Below are 18,520 nucleotides of genomic sequence, written 5' to 3' on the forward strand. Positions count from 1 at the left end.
AGACGGTAAGCGGTGGGCGAGCAGTCCACCGCCGCTGAACACACTCGACTAGTGGCCCGGCCTGCGCCAACGCGTCTCCTTTCCCTCTATCCTCCCCGACCAAAGTCTATCGCGTGCCTATCGGCCGCGGCCTCCAGGCAGCCCGAGCGTCCGCACGAAGGGATGGATTCCCGCCTGGAGCAGGCTCCTTGGTGCGGGTCAGGATTCTTACTTAGGGATTTCCACGAGCGAACCCGCCAGTCGGTCGGGGAATTGTGCCTACCACCTGCCACATCCGAGATCGCCGGCAGGTCCCGTAGAAGCGCCGACAAGCTGGCGCATGGACAGGTCAAGGAGGCTGCCATGAAGGCGCTCGTCTGGCACGGCAAAGAAGACATCCGGTGTGACTCGGTCACTGACCCAAAGATCGAGGAGCCGCGCGATGCCATCGTCCGCGTCACCAGCTGTGCGATCTGCGGCTCGGACCTGCATCTCTTCCATAACTTCATCCCCGCGATGCTGCCCGGCGACATTGTCGGCCACGAGATGATGGGCGAAGTGGTCGAGGTCGGCTCAGGCGTCGAGGGCCGCCTGCGGAAAGGCGAGCGCATCGTCGTTCCCTTCACCATCATCTGCGGTGAGTGCGACCAATGTCGGCGTGGCAATTTCTCGGTCTGCGAGAAGACGAACCGCAAGAAGCACCTCGCCGACAAGGCGTTCGGCCATACCACGGCCGGGCTCTTCGGTTACACGCACCTGACCGGCGGCTACCCGGGCGGACAGGCCCAGTATGTCCGTGTGCCCTTTGCCGACGCGACCCACATCAAGGTACCGGACGGTCTCTCAGACGAGCAGGTGCTGTTCCTTGGCGACATCCTTCCCACTGGTTGGCAGGCCGCGGTCCAGTGCGACATCCAACCGGACGACACGGTGGCAGTCTGGGGCTGCGGCCCTGTCGGGCAAATGACGATCCGCAGCGCGATCCTGCTCGGTGCGAAGCAGGTTGTTGCAATCGACCGCCTGCCCGAGCGGCTGGGCATGGCCGAGGCGGCCGGGGCTATCACCATCAACTTCGACGAGGAGAGCGTCGTTGAGCGGCTGAACGAGCTGACCGGCGGCAAGGGGCCGGAGAAGTGCATCGATGCCGTCGGCCTTGAAAGCCACGTGTCACCCTTGCAGCCTGATACGGTCTACGACCGCGCCAAGCAGCTGCTGATGCTGGAGAGCGACCGGCCCCATGTGCTGCGGGAGATGATCTATGTCTGCCGGCCGGCCGGCGTGATCTCGATCCCCGGCGTCTACGGCGGGCTGATCGATAAGTTCCCGATGGGCCTCGCCATGAACAAGGGCCTGACCTTCCGCATGGGCCAGACCCACGTCAATCGCTGGACTGACGACCTGCTGCGCCGCATCGAGGATGGGCAGATCGACCCCTCCTTTGTCATCACGCACACGGCACGGCTTGAGGATGGGCCGGAGATGTACAAGCTGTTCCGCGACAAGCAGGACAACTGTGTCAAGGTCGTGCTGAAGCCCTGAGCCGGAGACGAAACCATGCTCTCTATCTCTAATATTGCCCGCTCCGAGGGAGACCCGAAGGTCCTCCGTTCGGGACCGAGTTCGCGCGGCGGCACGGACGAACTAGCCCGGGCGCTTGGCTGGTTCAGCATCGGCCTCGGCCTCGCCGAGTTGTTGGCGCCACGCCAGATCACCCGCGCGCTGGGTATGGAAGGCAAAGAAATGCTGGTGCGCGGCTACGGTCTGCGCGAGATCGGCCACGGCATCCTGTCGCTGTCGCCAGACAAGAAGGCGGGGCTCTGGAGCCGTGTGGGCGGGGACGCGCTTGACCTCGCCACCCTCGCTTCCGCCTATCGCCCCGACAACCCGAAGCGCGGGAATGTCGGGATCGCCCTCGCCGCGGTCGCTGGCATCACGCTGCTTGATTTAGTCGGAGCGCAAGGCGTGACCAGCCGTCATCGGCGGACGGGGGGCGACCATCGGCGCTACCGCGACCGCAGCGGCTTCCCACAGGGCTTGCAACGGGCACGTGGCGCAGCGCGTCAGGATTTTCGGGTGCCGCCTGACATGCAGGCCGCTCCGACGGCTGCGGCACTTTCCCCGAGCGGCGACCGCGCCGCTTCGACTGCCTGATTCGGATCGAGGGCGGAAGTCTCCGCTGTCCTCATCAATCGGCGGCCGCGCTGCGGCCGCGTACGGCCGCAGTCTCTCTGAACGCTGGCCGGTAGCAAGGTCGCGGAGTCTACTGGTGTCTTCTTCGTAGCTCGTCGGATCGCGACCGATATGTACTGGGACCCCCGGTTCCGCGTCTCTGCATCCACAGACACTTGCAAAACCCCCAACGCCACCACGCTGGGGGTTTTCGCTTGTTCCGCGCTTGCCGCAGCGCGCGGCGGCACCGCCGGGTCGCCCTCGGTCTCGAGCCAGACACCGTCTGGCGCCGCGAGACCGGGGAGGATCTTGATTCCGCGGATCAGGCTGCGCACCACCTGCAGCGCCTCGCCGGCCTCGGGGCTGCCGCCACCCACACCTGCTCCAGCTCCGCGACCTTGCGCCGATAGGCCTGGGCCGGCGCCGGATGGAGCAGGGCAGGGACTTCCGGCTGAGATTTCGCCAGCTCTACGAGGAGCGCCTCGATGGCAGTTCGCTCGTCCTCTAAAGCCTACATTCGGTCCTGCAACTGCGGGGATGGCGCGCCCTCCGCGGTGGCATCGACGAAGCCCTACAATGCCCAGTCGAAGAGAGGGTGTGCGCGGTCGAATGGCATCCGCTGCGGAACGAAGCCTCGCTGATGGCGTTCAGTCGCTGACGCTATGCCAGGCCAAGGACCTCAAGCCGATGGATAACCTCATGGTTCTCGCAGGCGACCCAGCCGCCTGGGCGGCGCTCGGGACGCTGATCGCCATGGAAGTGGTCCTCGGGATCGACAACCTGCTCTTCATCTCAATCCTGACCAACAAGCTGCCCGAACACCAAAGGTCACAGGCGCGCCTCATCGGTATCGGCGCCGCCCTGGGGCTGCGCCTCGTCCTGCTCAGCCTCGTCTTCATCATCGTGCAGCTGACCGAGCCGGTGGTGACCTTGTTCGGACAGGGCTTCTCCTGGCGCGACATCATCCTCATCGCGGGTGGGCTCTTCCTGGTCTGGAAGGCGACCAAGGAAATCCACCACAATGTGGACCCGCACCCGGGTCCCGACATGTTCGGCGACAAGGGCGGTGCCGGCACCATCGGTTATTCCGCAGCGATTGGGCAGATCCTCCTCCTGGACCTGGTTTTCTCTGTGGACAGCATCATCACGGCCGTCGGCATGACAGATTACGTCGAGATCATGGTGATCGCGGTGGTGGTGACGGTGATCGTCATGCTCGTGGCGGCGAACCCGCTCGGCAACTTCATCAGCCAGAACCCGACGGTGGTGATGCTGGCCCTCTCCTTCCTCCTGATGATCGGCATGACGCTGATTGCCGAGGGCTTCGGGGTGAAGGTGCCAAAGGGCTACATCTACGCTGCCATGGCCTTCTCGGCAGCGGTGGAGGCGCTGAACATGCTGTCGCGGCGCGCGAGGATGCGCGGAGTGAAGAGGGGGCACGGGCACCTGTCAAACGGTGAGCGCGGGACGCCATGACGTCCCTCCTTGCCGATCACTGTGCGCGCGGACCGGAGTTAGGAACTCTCTCGCAGGACAGCCACCTGATCAACCATGACACCGGGCGTGGTGCCCTCCTTCGCCGAGTGCTCCTAGTTGCGGAGGGCCGGAGTGAGGCCTGGTTGCGCGCATTCCTGCTGCGCCATCCAGCACTCTGCCTGCCGGCGAAACTGATCCGCCATTCGCCAAGCCGATCCCCATCGCCCGCGAACCGAGCACGCCGGCTGGCCAGATCGATGCGCTGTTCCTGACCCGCGACGGTGGTACCCCATGCGGTCGTGCACCAAGGCCACCGGGGCGCCGTTCGCCAAGGCGCCCACTAGTCGGTCCAGCTGCCGATGTGCGGTCTCGAGCTCCGTGCGCTGCTGCGCCCCCCGGCGCTGGCTGCGGCCGCCAGCCGGTTCCACTCCTCGGTGAAGGCCTCAACAAAGGCGGCGAAGAGATCGCGGTTCACCCAGGACTCACTTCGTCATTGCGATCCGGCCATGGCCCTGGCGATACTGCGGCCATGGTGCGGTTCGGGCCTGCACGAGGGAGGAGTTCACGATGGTGACGCTAAACGTCAACGGGCGAAGCGTGCAGGTGGATGCCGATCCGGACACCCCCCTGCTCTGGGCCATCCGCGACCATGTTGGGCTGACCGGCACGAAGTATGGCTGTGGCATCGCCCAGTGCGGCGCCTGCACCGTCCATATTGACGGGCAGGCCGTCCGCTCCTGTGCCCTCCCGCTCTCCGCGGTGGAGGAAAGCCAGAAGATCGTGACGATCGAGGGGCTTTCGCCCGACGGCAACCATCCGCTCCAGGTCGCCTGGCGTGCGCTGGACGTGCCGCAATGCGGGTTCTGCCAGTCCGGCATGCTGATGGCTGCCGCCGCGCTGCTGACCCAGAAGCCGCGCCCGACCGATGAGGAGATCAACGAGGCCGTCACGAATATCTGCCGCTGCGGCACCTATAGCCGGGTTCGCGCCGGCATCCGCCAAGCCGCCGAAGGCGGCATCTCGGGTTGAGGGAGAGGCACGCCATGACGACGCTGAACGCCTTGCGCCCCTCCCGCCGGGGGCTTCTGAAGGGCGCTGCGGGCGCGGTGCTGCTCGGGTTCCACCTGCCTTCGCGGCAGGCCGCGGCCCAGGGCGCGTCCGCCGCATCCCCGCCCGAGCTGAACGCCTGGGTGGTGGTTCACCCGGATGACCGCGTGGTGCTTCGCATGGCGAAGACCGAGATGGGTCAGGGTGTCCGGACGGGCCTCGCGCAAATGTTCGCGGAGGAGATGCACTGCGACTGGTCGAAGCTCTCGACCGAATACGTCACGCCGGGGCAGAGCCTCGCCCGGAGCCGGGTCTGGGGCAACTTCCTGACCGCAGGCAGCCAGGGCATCCGCTCGAGCCAGGAGATCGTGCGCAAGGGCGGTGCCGCGGCGCGGATGATGCTGATCCAGGCCGCCGCCACGCGCTGGGGCGTGCCCGCCGCCGAGTGCTCGGCAAAGGACAGCGTGATCACCCATGCGGGCAGCGGGCGCACGCTGCGCTACGCCGAGGTCGTGGCGGAGGCCGCGCGCCTCACGCCGCCGGCCGACGTGCTGCTGAAGGATCCGGGGCAGTGGACGGTGATCGGCAGGCCGATCGCGCGCCTGGACACGGCAGACAAGACCACCGGCAAGCAGGTCTATGGCCAGGACCTGCGGATGCCCGGCATGCTCGTCGCGGTGCCGCGGCGCTGCCCCGTCTTCGGTGGCACGGTGAGGTCCTTCGACGCGGCGGCAGTGTCCGGCCGGCCCGGCGTGCGCCACGTCCTGAAGGTGGGCGATTCCGCGGTCGCGGTGGTCGCCGACACCTTCTGGCAGGCCAAGACCGCGCTCGATGCTCTGCCGGTGGAGTGGGACACTGGCGAGAATAGCCGCGTCTCCTCCGAGACGATCTCCGCCATGCTGGATGAGGGGCTGACGGCGCGCGAGGCCTTCATCGGCAACCAGCAGGGCGATGCGCGGGCGGCCATCGCCGGCGCGACCCGTCGGATCGAGGCGACCTACTCCTACCCCTACCAGAACCACGCCCCGATGGAGCCGATGAACGCGACGGTGGTGTGGACTCCTGAGCGCTGCGATGTCTGGTGCCCGACCCAGAACGGCGAGGCCGCGCTGGCCGCCGCCGCGCAGGCGGCCGGCCTGCCGCAGACGGCTTGCGACATCCACCGCGTGGACCTCGGCGGCGGCTTCGGCCGGCGCACGGTGCATGACTGGTTGGCGGATGCGGTCCTGATCGCGCGGCAGGTGCCGGGCACGCCGATCAAGACCATGTGGACGCGCGAGGAGGACATGGTGCAGGGGCGCTACCACCCTGTCACCAAGTGCCGCCTCGTCGCGGGCCTCGATGCGGAGAACCGGATCGTCGGGCTGCACATGCGCATCTCCGGCCAGTCCATCCTGGCCACCGCCTTCCCGGGCGGCCTGCAGAACGGGCGCGACCCCGTGCAGTTCCAGGGGCTGAATCCCAGCGGCGCGGAAAGCGCCATCGGCTATACCTTCCCCAATCTGCTGATTGACCACGCGATGCGGAACCCGCACGTGCCCGCCCACTTCTGGCGGGGCGTGAACCACAACCAGAACGCCATCTACCTCGAATGCTTCCTCGACGAGGTGGCGCATGCGACCAACCAGGACCCACTGGCGCTGCGCCGGTCGCTAATGGCGAACCACCCGAAGCACTTGGCCGTGCTGAACGCAGTCGCGGAGCGGATCGGCTGGGGGACGCCGGCGCCGGCCGGCATCCATCGCGGCATCGCGCAGCAGATGGGCTTCGGCAGCTATGTCGCCGCCGCGGCCGAGGTCTCGGTCGACCGCGGGGAGCTGAAGGTGCATCGCATCGTCGCGGCAACGGATTGTGGCCACGCGGTCAACCCCCGCCAGATCGAGATGCAGGTGGAAGGCTCATTCGTCTACGGCCTCTCCGCCATGCTGTATGGCGCGTGCACGGTGAAGGACGGCGCGATCGAGCAGACGAACTTCGACACCTACAACGTGATGCGCCTGGGCGAGATGCCGAAGGTCGAGACCATCATCCTGCCGTCCGGAGGCTTCTGGGGCGGCGTGGGCGAGCCGACGATCATGGTTGCGGCGCCAGCGGTGCTGAACGCGGTCTTCGCCGCGACCGGCCGCCGCATCCGCGACATGCCACTGGGGGATCAGCTTCGACAACCGGGCTGAAATGCGAGGGGTCGCGCCCGTGCTGGCCCTGACCCTTCTCGCCGGCCTGGCGGTGGGACAGGTGGCGCCCTTTACGGTGACAGGGGACGCCATCGAGGCGCCGCTGGATGGGCTGCTGGGCGACCCGGTGCGGGGCGAGGCGGTGGTTCGGAATCGGGAGAATGCGAATTGCCTGATCTGCCATTCCATCCCCGGCACGGCCGAACGCTTCATGGGGGAGATCGGGCCACCGCTCGCGGGCGTGGGGTCACGCCTGAGCCCGGGGCAGATCCGGCTTCGCGTGGTGGACCCGACATTGTGGAACCCGCAGGCGGTCATGCCGGCTTATCACCGCACGGAAGGACTGGTGCGGGTGGACCCGCGATACCGCGGCCACCCGGTCCTGACAGCCCAGGAGGTGGAGGACGTGGTGGCCTATCTGAGCGCGCTGGAGGCCCCGAGGTGATGACGACGCTGTCCCGTCGTGCGGTGCTGGCGGTTCCCCTCGCGGCCGCCGCTGTCCCCGGCTCGGCGGCGGAGGACTTCGCTGCGGCGACGAGCGCCATCCTCGCCGGCCGCATCCCGGCAGAGGAAGGAATCACCTTGGAGATTCCGCCGCTGTCGGAGAACGGGAACTCGGTGGACCTCTCGGTCCGGGTGAACAGCCCCATGACGGCCGAGAACCACATCACCGCCATTCATATCCTGGCAGAGAAGAATCCTATTCCGCTTGTCGCCACCTTCTCGCTCACGCCGCGAGCCGGGCGGGCTGAGGTCGCCACCCGCATCCGCTTGGCCACCAGCCAGACGATCGTCGCGATCGCCGAGACGAGCCAGGGCGCGGTCCACCGAGCCGCGCGCGAGGTGATCGTCGTGCTCGGCGCTTGCGTGGAGACGGGATAGCCGTGCAGCCGGTTCCTATCACCGCGCGGATCACGCTTCCGCCTTCCGCACAGCGGGGAGAGGTGGTGACAGTGCGCGTCCTGGTTCGCCACCCGATGGAGCGCGCGGTGGACGCACCGGGGCTGACGCCGGTGCCGCGGAAGATCCTCCACACGTTGCGTGTCACCTATTCCGGGGAGGAGGTGTTTCGCATGGCGCTTTCTCCCGGCATCGCCGCGAACCCCTATCTGGAATTCACGACGATTGCCACGGATACGGGCGACCTCGTCTTCACCTGGGAGGAGGATGGAGGGACGATCTACCGGCGCGAGGCGCGCTTGGTCGTAACATGACTCGCGGCTGGCGGAAGCTGCTGCCGCTTCTCGCCCTTCTTCTCGGGGCCGCGGATGTCCGGCCGACGCAGGATTATCTCTCGCCCGAGATCCGCGCAGCGCAGGAGGATCCTTCGCGCCACCCCGGCTGGCTCTGGGTTGAAGAGGGTGAGGCATTGTGGGGCAGGGGGGAGCCGTCCTGCGCCGCCTGCCACGGAAACATTGCTGGCATGGCGGGGGTGGCCGCGCGCTATCCCTTGGTTGCCACGGATGGCGCGCTGCTGGACCTGGAGGGGCGGATCGAGCGATGCCGGACGCAGCACCAGGGGGAGTCCGCCTTTGGCCGGGAAAGCGAGCCACTGCTGGCCCTGGCGGCGGCCATAGCGCTGCAGTCCCGCGGAATGCCTGTCGCCGTGGCGACCGATGGACCGGCCGCCGCCTTCCTGGAGGAGGGGCGTCACTTCTACGAGACGCGGCAAGGGCAGTTGAACCTGTCCTGCGGCCAGTGCCACGACAACAATGCGGGTCGGCGACTACGGGGCGATGTGATCTCCAACGGCCTCGGCACCGGGTACCCGGCCTATCGGCTGGAGTGGAACACGATGGGCTCGCTGCACCGCCGTCTCAGGGCATGCTCGCTCGGGGTGAGGGCGGAACAGTTCCCCTTGGGCTCGCGGGAGTACCTCACGCTTGAACTGTTCCTCGCCAGCCGCGCGAACGGGCTCCCGGTCGAAGCGCCCGGGCTGCGGCGATGATCCGCGCGATCCTGCCTCTTGTTCTCCTCACCACCGCCGCTGCTGCGCAGCCCACGAGCAACGTGGCCGAGGGCTGCGTCGCTTGCCACGGCCCACGCGGCGCGGGATCCGGATCGGTGCCGCCCCTCGCCGGCCGGGACGCGGCGGAGCTTGCCGCCGCCATGGCCGCATTTCGCGCGAATGAGCGGCCAGCGACCATCATGAACCGGATCGCGAGGGGCTACACCGAAGCGGAAATTGCCGCTGCCATCGCCTATTTCTCAGAGCTGCGATGACCGTTCCTGTTCCCCGTCGCGCTCTCCTCAGCGCCAGCGCCAGCGCCAGCGTCGCAGCGCCGGCGCTGGTTCGCGCGCAGGGCGCGGCTCGGTTGCTGGTGATCGGGGGCGGCTTCGGTGGCGCGACAGCTGCATCCTACGCGCGACGCGAATACCCATGGCTCGACGTGACGCTGGTGGAGCAGCAGACGCGGTACATCACCTGCCCCTATTCCAACCGTGTCCTGGCAGGTGATCTTGCCCTCGCTGACATCACCCACGGATACGAAGGCCTGCGCGCCCGTGGCGTGCGGGTGATCCACGATCGCGCCCTCCACCACGACCCCGTGGCGCGCAGCGTGCGCCTCGGCGGCGGAGAAGCCCTCTCCTATGACCGCCTGATCCTCTCCCCCGGCATTACGCTGCGTCACAACGCGATCGAGGGCTATGACGAGGCCGCGGCGGAGCGGATGCCCCACGCCTGGATCGCTGCTGACGGTGCGCAGATCGCGCTCCTGCGGCGGCAGTTGGAAGCCATGCCGGATGGCGGCGTCGTCGGCCTCGTCATTCCGGCGAACCCCTATCGGTGTCCGCCCGGTCCCTATGAGCGGATCAGCTTGATCGCCAGCTATCTCTCCAGGCACAAGCCGCGTTCCAAAATTCTCGCCCTCGACGCGAAGGACACCTTTTCCAAGCAGGCGCTGTTCCAGGACGCTTGGCGAGCCCTCTATCCCGGCATGATCGAATGGATCTCCGCCACGAATGACGGGCGCGTGGTCCGAGTGGACCCCGGGGCCATGGTTCTGGAAACCGAGTTCGGCACCCGCCACCGGGTGGACGTGGCAAACGTCATACCGCCGCAGTCGGCCGCTTCCATCGTGACCGACGCCGGGCTAGCCGGGCGCACGGGCTGGGTGCCCGTCAACCCGCAGACGCTGGAGTCACGTACCGAGCCCGGCGTTCACGTGGTAGGAGACGCGATGTTCCCCGGCCCCATGCCGAAGTCCGGCTTCCTTGCCAACTCCGAGGCCAAGGCCGCGGTGGCTGCGGCCGCTGCCCTGCTGCGCGGAGAGGCGCCGCCAGAGCCGATCTTTGTCAACACCTGCTACTCGCATGTCGGGCCGGACTACGCGATCTCGGTGGCGAACATCTTCCGCGCGGACGCGGAAAGCCGCAGCTTCCAAGAGGTTCCGGGCTCGGGGGGCACCTCCCCCCGCGGCAACATACCGGAGCAGCGGCGGCTGGAGGCCCTGCATGCCGATGGCTGGTACGCCAGCATGACCCGTGACATCTTTGGCTGACAGGGCCCGCACTGGATCTGCACGATGAGCCGCGCTGGCAGGTGGTCCGAAAGCCTGCTCGCAATACCCGCGTCCGGTGACTGAAGGGCGCTATCTCGCTGCCGATTTTGACGTCGTTGCCGGATGCATCATCCGCCTGCCCGATAAACTCCGCGCTGGACCGCTGCATGCCGTTCGTGTCGCCGACATGTCCATTGCGCATCCCGAATTGCTCGCCTCGGAGAAGAGAACTATCGGGTCAGCTGTCTTTCGAAAATTGCACCGGGACACTGATCCCTGCGATCACGGCACTAACCGAACAGGGCAAGACTGTCGTCGGGCACCTGCTCCCGCCGCTCGGCCAAGCCGTAGTCGCGCATCACCGCCGCCACCCTCAGCCGGTAGCCGGCGAAGATCCCGTCGCGGCCCGCGGCTTGCGAGGCGCGGTGCCCGGCATGGCAGCGCCAACCCGCGACCGCCTCCTCGTTCTCCCAGAAGGAGAGGCTCAGCAGCTTCTGTGGGTTGGTCAGGCTGCGGAAACGCTCAACCGAGATAAATCCGGGCATCTTCTCCAGCGCTGGCCTCAGCCGGGCGGCGTGGTCCAGATACTCGTCGAAGCGTCCCTCAGCGGGTTCGACTTCGAAGATGACGGCGATCATGGCGCTTCCTCCCTCCATGCCCTCTGGTTGGTATCACCGTGGCTTCGCGAGCTGCCAGGTCAGGTGCGAGCGTATAGTGGGCCATTCGGGGGTGGTGACGCTGTAGACGCAGCTGTCGCGGAGCGTGCCGTCCTTCATGCATTGGTGATGGCGCCGCACGCCATCAAGCTTGGCGCCGAGGCGCTCGATGGCGCGGCAGCTCGCGTGGTTCATGAAATGCGTGCGGAACTCGACGGCGAGGCAGCCGAGCCGGTCGAAGGTGTGCGCCAGCAGCAGGAGCTTGGCTTCGGTGTTGAGCAGGGTGCGCTGGACGCGAGCGGCATACCAGGTCGAGCCGATCTCCACGCGCGGTCCGGCGGCGTCGATATTCATGTAGGTGGTCATGCCCACGGGCCGCCCGCCCGGGCCGTCAAGGACCGTGAAGGGAAGCATGGAGCGCGCTGCCTGGAGACCCAGGCGGCGGTCGATCTCGGCTTCCATCGCCTCCGGAGAGGGGATGGCCGTATACCACAGCCGCCAGAGTTCGCCGTCTCGCACGGCCTCCGCGAGAGCGTCGCGATGGTCCTGCGACAAGGGGACGAGTTCCACATGCTGCCCCGTGAGGGTGACGGGTTCGAGCGCCATCGATCTTGTTCCCTTCTCAACAAGAGCCCCGGTGTCAGCGGGAGGCGCAGGGGCTAGCCAAGCATGCGCGGACAAGACTTCCAGGGCATAAGCTCAGCCCTCGTTGAACGGGAAAGTCTGCTCCACCGGGACGCGGCGGAAGGGAAGGGTTGTCAGGTCGGCTGGTCCCCAATCCGGCGTATCCACGATGATGATGCGCTCAGCCAGTGTCTCCCACGCCGCGCGGAAGTGCGTCTTGGATCGAAGCACGACGAGGCGGAAATCCATCGGGTCCAGCCCGAAGATGCGGAACGGGTCCTCGTCCACGCCGAAGGCGGGAATGCTGACGAGGCTGACAATGATTCCGCCAACCCGGAGCAGCGCCGTCGTGCCAAGATCGACGTGCTTGCCGCGCGAGTACGCGCCAGAGACCTTGAAGCTCTTCTCGCCCGCGAAGAGCACCTCGCCGTTCAGTTCGACCGGGCCGCCTGCCTGCGGTGAGGACTTGCCGCCGGCACGGACGGTCACGGTGGCTCCGACGCCGGCGGAAGCCGCCTGCGCCGCGGCCTCCGGGTCCCAGAGGAAGGGTACCGCGGCACGCGTGGCGCCGCGCTCGAGAAGGGCGCGAAGGACGTAGGTGCTGTCATTCGCCCGGTCGGCATGCTCAAGCAGCACGACGGGACGGGTGGCGTGGACAGCCAGGTTCATGGCCTCCGTCACACCAGCGTCGAGATCGGTCCAGAGCGTGCGCGGCAGGAGGTCGCGGCGAGCGGCCCAGACGCGGTCCGAAAGCGCACGTGCCGCTGCTTCTGCGGCTGCACGATCGCCATCCGCTACGGCGACGATGGAGAAGCCGCAATTCGGGACGTCGGCGTAGGAGAAGCCCGCAAAGAGCGAGACGTCGAGGACCGGCCCGTCGTCGCGTCCTGCGGCGGCCGCGGCTGCGACGAGGTCAGCCAGGGGGCGGAGCGCCGTCGCGCTGGCGATGCTCGGCACCATGACGCCCGGCTTGACGATGGCAGTGACGGGGCGGATCTCTCCTCGGACCGTGCGGACCATGCATCGCGCGGCGCGCTCTCCCGTCTCGCCCTGGTCGGTATGGGGCGAGAGGCGATAGCCGAAGACGCCATCGGCGACGGCTGAAAGCGAGTCGTCGAGATTTCCGTGATAGTCGAGGGCGAGGATCACGGGCACGGACCGGCCAACGATGGCGCGTACGCGCTCCGTCAACTCGCGGTCGGGATCAAGGCGGGTCGGCGTTGCGAAGGCGCCATGCAGGTGAAGTAGGACGCCATCCACCGGCAGCACCGCCGCGAGGGATGCGACGATGCGGTCGGCGTAGTGGATGAAGGCGGCGTCCTCGGCGCAGCCCGCGGCGCCACCTTCCGCATAGAGCAGGGGGACGATATCGGCGCCCTCGGCTTCCAGCACCGCCAGGAAGCCGCCAAGGGCGGTGTTGCTGCCGCGATAGCGCTCCACCAGGGTTGGGCCCTCGACCTCAGTGGCGCGGAAATCCGCGACGGTCAGGACCTCCGGCAGGAAGGAGGCGGATTCAAGCGAGAGCCCTGCGATGGCGATACGCATCAGTCGGGTGTCGCACCGGAGGCGCGGACGAGAGGTGCCCATTTCACCCGCTCGGCGGCAACAAAAGCCCCGAATTCTTCCGGTGACCCCGCCATCGCGGCGAGGCCCTGCTGGCGGTAGGCCGCGAGGACGGCTGGGTCGCGAAGCGCAGCAGCAACGGCATCATGAAGCTGCGCGATGCGCGGGCGCGGCGTCCCGGCACGGACGAAGAGGCCGTACCAGTTGCGAACGTCATAGCCCGGGATCGTTTCGGCGATGCTCGGGACTTCCGGCATCAGCGGGGAACGCTCGGAGGAACCGATGGCGAGGGCGCGCATCTGCCCCGAGGCGACGAAGGGCGCGACGGAGGGGCCCGTGCTAAGGGCGAAATCCAGGCGGTTGGCCAGGAGGTCGGTGTTGAGCGGCCCGCCGCCACGGTAGGGGATGTGGACGGTGGAAATGCCTGCCATCTGGTCCAGCAGTACGACCCCAAGATGGCTCGGGCCGCCAGCGCCGGTGGAACCGTAGGAGAGTCCGCCGGCGCCCTTGCGGCGAGCATCCGCGATCAGGTCAGCCACGGTCCGGTATGGCGAGTTACCAGGCACGACGAGGACGTTGAGCACGTCGGCGAGCGGGGCGACGGCCGCAAGATCCCGCCCGGGATCGAAGGGCAGGCGGGGGTAGAGGGTCGGATTCACCGCCATCATGCCGAACGTCCCGAGCAGCACGGTATCGCCATCGGCCGGAGCGCGGAGGACGAGCTCGACGCTGATGTTGCCGTTGGCGCCCGGGCGATTATCCACGACGACGTTCTGGCCGAGCGCAGCGGCCATCGGTGGGGTGACGATCCGGGCCACGGCGTCGGTGCCTCCGCCGGGCACGAAGCCAACGACGAAGGAGACCGGACGGCTGGGCTGAGCCTGGACCAGCCGAGGCAGGAGCATGGTGGCCGCGGCGAAGGTACGGCGTGGAATCATCGGGGGCATCCTTGGAGTGCGGGGGCGGTGCGCAGGCCACTCACCGGAAGGGGATGGCGTACATCAGCCCGCCGCGGTTCCAGAGGGCGTTCGGGCCCCGTTGCAGCCTCAGGGCGCTGGCCTGCCCGACATTGCGCTCGAAGACCTCGCCGTAATTGCCGACGGCCTTGATGGCGTTCAGCATCCAGCGGTTATCGAGGCGCAGGCGGGCGCCAAACTCGCCCGTGCTGCCCAGCAGCCGCTGCGCGACGGGGTTCGTTCCGCGCGCCATCTCGTCGGCATTGGCTGCGGTCACGCCGGCTTCCTCGGCCTCGACCAGGCCGTAATGCAGCCAGGCGACGATGTTGGACCACTCGTCATCACCGTTGCGGGTGAAGGGCCCGAGCGGTTCCTTGCTGATCGTCTCGGGGAGGATGACGTAGTCGTTTGCGTTCTGCGCGGCGGTCGACAGCGCGCCTGCAAGCGCCGACGCATCCTGCGTCATCGCGTCGCAGCGGCCGGCGAAGAAGGCCTGGTACATCGTGTCCACCCGCTCGAACACCACGGGCTGGAATCTGATGCGGCGGGCGCGGGCCACGTCGCCGAGTGTCACTTCATGCGTCGTGCCCTGGGCGACGCAGACCGATGCGCCGTCGAGGCCGTTCACGTCGCGCACATTGGCGTCGCGCCGCACGGCGAAGCCCTGGCCGTCATAGAAGTTCACCGGCCCCTGGTTCAGGCCGATCGACGCATCGCGCAGGAAGGTCTGGGTGGAGTTGCGGAACAACACGTCGATCTCGCCCGCCTGCAGCGCCGTGAAGCGGTTCTGCGCCGTCAGCTGGACGAAGCGCACCTTCGTGGCGTCGCCGAAGATTGCTGCTGCAAGAGCACGGCAGTAATCGGCGTCGAGGCCACGGACCTCGCCGCGGCTGTCGGCCGCCGAGAAGCCGGCGAAGCCCGTGGAGACGCCGCAGGCGAGCGTGCCGCGCTGGCGAACGGTGTCGAGGGTCGCCGCACCCGAGGGGGATGCGGCGGCTGAGAGGCCGATCGCGGCAACGGCGGCAAGAAGAAGTCGCTTCATGATGTCTCTCCGAAAGGTCAGGGCGCTAGCGGGGCAGTCCGGCGATGGCCGCGTCCACCGCCTCGCCCAGGCGTTCGACGATCAGGTCCACCTCATGTGGGGCGACAATATAGGGCGGCGCGAGCAGCACGTGGTCGCCCCGGCGGCCATCCGCCGTGCCTCCCGCAGGATAGCAGGCCAGGCCCCGCGCGAAGGCTTCCGCCTTGACCCGCGCATGCAGCTTCAGCGCCGGGTCGAAGGGATCCTTGGTCGTGCGGTCGGCGACCAGCTCGACCGCGCGGAACAGGCCCCGGCCGCGGATGTCGCCGACATGGTGGTGGTTGCCGAAGCGCTCCGTCAGGCGCCGCTCCAGTCGCTGTCCCATCGCGACGACGTTGGCGAGCAGATTCTCCTCGCGGATGGTGCGCTGGACTTCCAGCGCGGCGGCGCAAGCGACCGGATGGGCAAGATAGGTGTGGCCGTGCTGGAAGGCGCCGCTGCCCTGCTCGACCGCATCGACGATCGCGCCGGAGACAAGCACGGCGCCGATCGATTGGTAACCGCCGCCAAGGCCCTTCGCGATCGCCTGGAGGTCGGGTGCGATACCCTCCTGCTCCCAGGCATGGAGGGTGCCGGTGCGACCCATGCCGCTCATCACCTCGTCCAGAATCAGCAGCGCGCCGTGGCGGTCGCAGATCTCGCGCACCGCACGGAAATAGCCGGCGGGCGCCGGCACGCAGCCCGCGGTGGCGCCTACCACCGGCTCTGCCACGAAGGCAGCGACATTATCGGGGCCGAGGCGCTGGAACTCTGCCTCAAGCTCTGCGGCGAGGCGGGCGGTGAAGGCGGCCTCATCCTCATCCTCACGCATCTCGCGATAGGCGAAGGCCGGTGTCACATGGCTGAAGGCATCGGAGAGGAGCGGGGCGTAGGGGGCGCGCCGCCACGCATTGCCGCCGGCGGACAGCGCGCCGAGCGTGTTGCCATGGTAGCTCTGACGCCGCGCGATGAAGCGCGTACGCCTGGGCTGGCCGATCTCGATGAAGTACTGCCGGGCGAGCTTCAGCGCCGCCTCCACCGCCTCCGACCCGCCGGCGACGAAATAGGCCTGCGCCAGACCGCCGGGCTCGTGACCGACCAGCTCCTCGGCCAGCGCCTCGGCGGGCGCATTCGAGAAGAAGGAGGTATGGGCGTAGCAGAGTTGCCCCGCCTGGCGCTGTACCGCCTCCACGACGCGTGGGTGCTGGTGGCCGAGGCAGGAGACGGCGGCGCCGCCCGAGGCGTCCAGCACCTCGCGCCCGCCAGCCTCGACGATCCAGACGCCGTGCCCGCCCACGGCCAGGGGCGGCGTCTCGCGGGAGGAGCGGTGCAGAACGCGCGTGCGGCGCGGCGGGGCCAGGTGAGTCATCGTGGCTTCTCCCGTTCGGGGACGTATTCGGAAAGCGCGGCGAGGCGGGCCTCGGTCTCGCGCAGGCGGACCAAGGCGGGCTCGCCGCCGAGGGCGAAGGTTGCGGCTGCCAACGCCTGGGCGGTGGCCAGCGCACCGGTAAGGCTCGGGAAGAAGCCTGGCCCGGTCGCGGCATCGAACAGCAGCAGATGCGCCGCGCCCTCGGCCATCGGGGCAGTGGGTGCGTCGGCGAGGGCGATCAGGGTGCAGTCGGCGGTGACCGCGGCGCGGGCGGCGAGCACGCTCAGGCGCGAATACGGCGCGAAGCCGAGGAGCACGACGGCATCGCCCGGCGCGAAGGAGCCGAGGTCGAGGTCCTCAGGCCCCGCACCGCCAACCAGCCGCACCTCGGCTGCGCGGAACAGGCGGAGCTGGTAGTGCAGGACCGTTGCGATGCCGCGGCAGGAGCGGAAACCGCCGACCCAGACCCGTGGCGCGCGGTGCAGCGCGCGCGCCGCCGCGGCGACCGGCGCTGGGTCCAGGGCACGGAGAGCGGCCGCATCGGCCGCGAGTAGGCCAGCCGGAAGGTCCTCGGACGAGCCCGGTCGCCGGACGCGTGTCGAGAAGGGCGCGACCTCGGCCGGGCGGCGCGCCTCGATCAAGGCGTCGCGCAGCTCGTCCCAGCCGCGGTAGCCGAGCGCCTGCGCAAGCCGCGTGAAGGCAGCCGGAGTGGCGCCGGCCGCCGCGGCAAGGTCGCGCATCGAGCGCGTCGCGGCGTCGAAGTCGTGCTGCGCGACGAAACGCCCGACTTCCTGCAGGCGCGGCGGAAGGCCGGGCAGGGCGCGTCGGAGCGCGTCGAGGGGCGGCATCTCGGCCATGAGCCGATTGTTCCATGTATCAGATTATGACGCAACACTTGTTTCATTATGCGGGCGCGTCTTGCACTCGCCAAGAAGCAGCGGATGCACGCAAAACTGAGCTGCCTGCGGCCAGCGGAGGCTTCGTCCGGCGCTCTTAAGGCCGAGCTCAAACCAGCCAGAGGCTGCGCTCGGCACTGGGCGCTCGGCGCATCAGGGCCCGGAGGGGATCAAGCCACTTTGGGACGGGCTCTTTCTCGGCGAGCCAGCCCGCATCGTGCGGCTGCTGGCGGAGCAGGCCGACATACCAACCACATCTCAAGACTTCCGCAAGGACTTCTCCAAGCGCGGCCTGCGGCGCCTGCCTAGGGTGCTTCCACGTCCACCGGATCGTCACCTGACGGGCCATCCGCCCGGCGCCCGCGGGACGTGCGGACTGACCGCCAGCCACCACGCGCCGGCCTCGCCGGCCAGAACGAGGAGAAGCACCATGAGCGCCGTCACCACCGCCGAGGCCCCCGTCCCCGCCGCCAAGAAGGAGAAGCCGCCGCTGAACGGCGTGAACACGCCTGCGTTGCTCGCCACCATCGGGGTGGTCGCCAGCCAGCCAGCGCTCGCCAAGTTCCAGTTCCGTGCCCACGGGCAGTGGAAATCCGGCACGCATATGCAAGGCACCATGCTCGGCTTCTCCGGCGCGGGTGGGGAGCACGCGCACAAGTTCGCGACCATGGCGCATAGCGACCATCCTGCCGTCGTCTGCGGCGAGGATGAGGGTCCGACGCCGGTCGAGTGGATCCTGCACGGCCTCGCCGGCTGCCTGACCGCCGGCATCGCCAACATCGCCGCGGTGCGCGGGGTGAAGCTGCATTCGGTCGAGGCCTTCGTCGAGGGCGACATTGATATGCAGGGAATTCTCGGCCTGTCGCCCGATGTACGGAACGGCTTCAACGACATCCGCGTGACCTTCAAGGTCACAGGCGACGCGCCAGCGGAGGCACTGAAGGCACTCGTCGCGCAGTCGCAGGCGCGTTCGGCCGTCTTCGACATGCTGACCAACGGCGTGCCGGTTTCCATCGCAGTGGAGACCTGACCCGACCAGGGCCGGCGG

General features: G+C 68.3%; 19 protein-coding genes. 12 read left to right on the forward strand and 7 right to left on the reverse strand.

The features are described from left to right. The first annotated feature begins 342 nt into the window (after nucleotides 1-342). From JTJ31_RS19840 to JTJ31_RS19890, 11 genes are all read left to right on the forward strand, one after another. Nucleotides 343-1,518: a zinc-dependent alcohol dehydrogenase gene (locus JTJ31_RS19840; RefSeq protein WP_207540480.1), complete on the forward strand. Its 1,176-nt coding sequence runs from the start codon at nucleotides 343-345 to the stop codon at nucleotides 1,516-1,518. Nucleotides 1,519-1,533: 15 nt separating this feature from the next. Further along, entirely contained in the window at nucleotides 1,534-2,130 is a 597-nt protein-coding gene (locus JTJ31_RS19845) for a hypothetical protein (RefSeq protein WP_207540481.1), read from the forward strand. Nucleotides 2,131-2,847: 717 nt separating this feature from the next. Then, nucleotides 2,848-3,624 carry a TerC family protein gene (locus JTJ31_RS19850; RefSeq protein WP_236020462.1) on the forward strand — a complete coding sequence of 259 codons (777 nt, stop codon included), beginning with the start codon at nucleotides 2,848-2,850 and terminating at the stop codon, nucleotides 3,622-3,624. A gap of 567 nt (nucleotides 3,625-4,191) precedes the next feature. Then, complete coding sequence (locus JTJ31_RS19855) at nucleotides 4,192-4,653, forward strand: (2Fe-2S)-binding protein (RefSeq protein WP_207540483.1); 462 nt, start codon at nucleotides 4,192-4,194, stop codon at nucleotides 4,651-4,653. A gap of 14 nt (nucleotides 4,654-4,667) precedes the next feature. Further along, nucleotides 4,668-6,845 carry a xanthine dehydrogenase family protein molybdopterin-binding subunit gene (locus JTJ31_RS19860; RefSeq protein ID WP_207540484.1) on the forward strand — a complete coding sequence of 726 codons (2,178 nt, stop codon included), beginning with the start codon at nucleotides 4,668-4,670 and terminating at the stop codon, nucleotides 6,843-6,845. A gap of 19 nt (nucleotides 6,846-6,864) precedes the next feature. Next, nucleotides 6,865-7,290, forward strand: a complete 426-nt coding sequence (gene soxX / locus JTJ31_RS19865) for a sulfur oxidation c-type cytochrome SoxX (protein ID WP_207540485.1) — start codon at nucleotides 6,865-6,867, stop codon at nucleotides 7,288-7,290. Beyond that, entirely contained in the window at nucleotides 7,290-7,727 is a 438-nt protein-coding gene (locus JTJ31_RS19870; RefSeq protein ID WP_207540486.1) for a thiosulfate oxidation carrier protein SoxY, read from the forward strand. Before soxX ends, JTJ31_RS19870 begins: the two co-directional genes overlap by 1 nt. 2 nt (nucleotides 7,728-7,729) lie before the next feature. Then, nucleotides 7,730-8,059 (forward strand): thiosulfate oxidation carrier complex protein SoxZ, encoded by a 330-nt coding sequence (locus JTJ31_RS19875; protein WP_328805781.1) that lies wholly within the window; start codon nucleotides 7,730-7,732, stop codon nucleotides 8,057-8,059. Continuing rightward, entirely contained in the window at nucleotides 8,056-8,793 is a 738-nt protein-coding gene (soxA, locus tag JTJ31_RS19880; RefSeq protein ID WP_207540487.1) for a sulfur oxidation c-type cytochrome SoxA, read from the forward strand. Before JTJ31_RS19875 ends, soxA begins: the two co-directional genes overlap by 4 nt. Beyond that, a complete protein-coding gene (locus JTJ31_RS19885; RefSeq protein ID WP_207540488.1) occupies nucleotides 8,790-9,068 on the forward strand; it encodes a c-type cytochrome in 279 nt (92 codons plus the stop codon). The genes soxA and JTJ31_RS19885 overlap by 4 nt, the downstream gene beginning before the upstream one ends. Then, the gene (locus tag JTJ31_RS19890) at nucleotides 9,065-10,348 is read left to right on the forward strand and encodes an NAD(P)/FAD-dependent oxidoreductase (protein WP_207540489.1); all 1,284 of its coding nucleotides are present in this window, start codon (nucleotides 9,065-9,067) and stop codon (nucleotides 10,346-10,348) included. Before JTJ31_RS19885 ends, JTJ31_RS19890 begins: the two co-directional genes overlap by 4 nt. A 290-nt stretch (nucleotides 10,349-10,638) precedes the next feature. Here JTJ31_RS19890 and JTJ31_RS19895 read toward each other — a convergent pair whose 3' ends face one another. From JTJ31_RS19895 to JTJ31_RS19925, 7 genes are all read right to left on the reverse strand, one after another. Beyond that, entirely contained in the window at nucleotides 10,639-10,986 is a 348-nt protein-coding gene (locus tag JTJ31_RS19895) for an antibiotic biosynthesis monooxygenase family protein (RefSeq protein WP_207540490.1), read from the reverse strand. Between the two features lie 33 nt (nucleotides 10,987-11,019). Beyond that, on the reverse strand, nucleotides 11,020-11,610 hold the full coding sequence (locus tag JTJ31_RS19900) for a GNAT family N-acetyltransferase (RefSeq protein ID WP_207540491.1): 591 nt from the start codon (nucleotides 11,608-11,610) through the stop codon (nucleotides 11,020-11,022). Nucleotides 11,611-11,703: 93 nt separating this feature from the next. Next, entirely contained in the window at nucleotides 11,704-13,173 is a 1,470-nt protein-coding gene (locus JTJ31_RS19905; RefSeq protein ID WP_207540492.1) for a M81 family metallopeptidase, read from the reverse strand. After that, entirely contained in the window at nucleotides 13,173-14,129 is a 957-nt protein-coding gene (locus tag JTJ31_RS19910; RefSeq protein WP_207540493.1) for a Bug family tripartite tricarboxylate transporter substrate binding protein, read from the reverse strand. The genes JTJ31_RS19905 and JTJ31_RS19910 overlap by 1 nt, the downstream gene beginning before the upstream one ends. Before the next feature lie 40 nt (nucleotides 14,130-14,169). After that, nucleotides 14,170-15,189 (reverse strand): amino acid ABC transporter substrate-binding protein, encoded by a 1,020-nt coding sequence (locus tag JTJ31_RS19915; RefSeq protein ID WP_207540494.1) that lies wholly within the window; start codon nucleotides 15,187-15,189, stop codon nucleotides 14,170-14,172. A gap of 25 nt (nucleotides 15,190-15,214) precedes the next feature. After that, complete coding sequence (locus JTJ31_RS19920) at nucleotides 15,215-16,576, reverse strand: aspartate aminotransferase family protein (protein ID WP_207540495.1); 1,362 nt, start codon at nucleotides 16,574-16,576, stop codon at nucleotides 15,215-15,217. Continuing rightward, complete coding sequence (locus JTJ31_RS19925; RefSeq protein WP_207540496.1) at nucleotides 16,573-17,433, reverse strand: MurR/RpiR family transcriptional regulator; 861 nt, start codon at nucleotides 17,431-17,433, stop codon at nucleotides 16,573-16,575. Before JTJ31_RS19925 ends, JTJ31_RS19920 begins: the two co-directional genes overlap by 4 nt. Nucleotides 17,434-17,902: 469 nt before the next feature. Here JTJ31_RS19925 and JTJ31_RS19930 point away from each other — a divergent pair, with 469 nt between their 5' ends. Then, nucleotides 17,903-18,502 carry an OsmC family protein gene (locus tag JTJ31_RS19930; protein ID WP_207540497.1) on the forward strand — a complete coding sequence of 200 codons (600 nt, stop codon included), beginning with the start codon at nucleotides 17,903-17,905 and terminating at the stop codon, nucleotides 18,500-18,502. The last annotated feature ends 18 nt before the right edge of the window (nucleotides 18,503-18,520 follow it).

This window comes from Sabulicella rubraurantiaca, from assembly GCF_017355885.1.
GTDB lineage: Bacteria > Pseudomonadota > Alphaproteobacteria > Acetobacterales > Acetobacteraceae > Roseococcus > Roseococcus rubraurantiacus.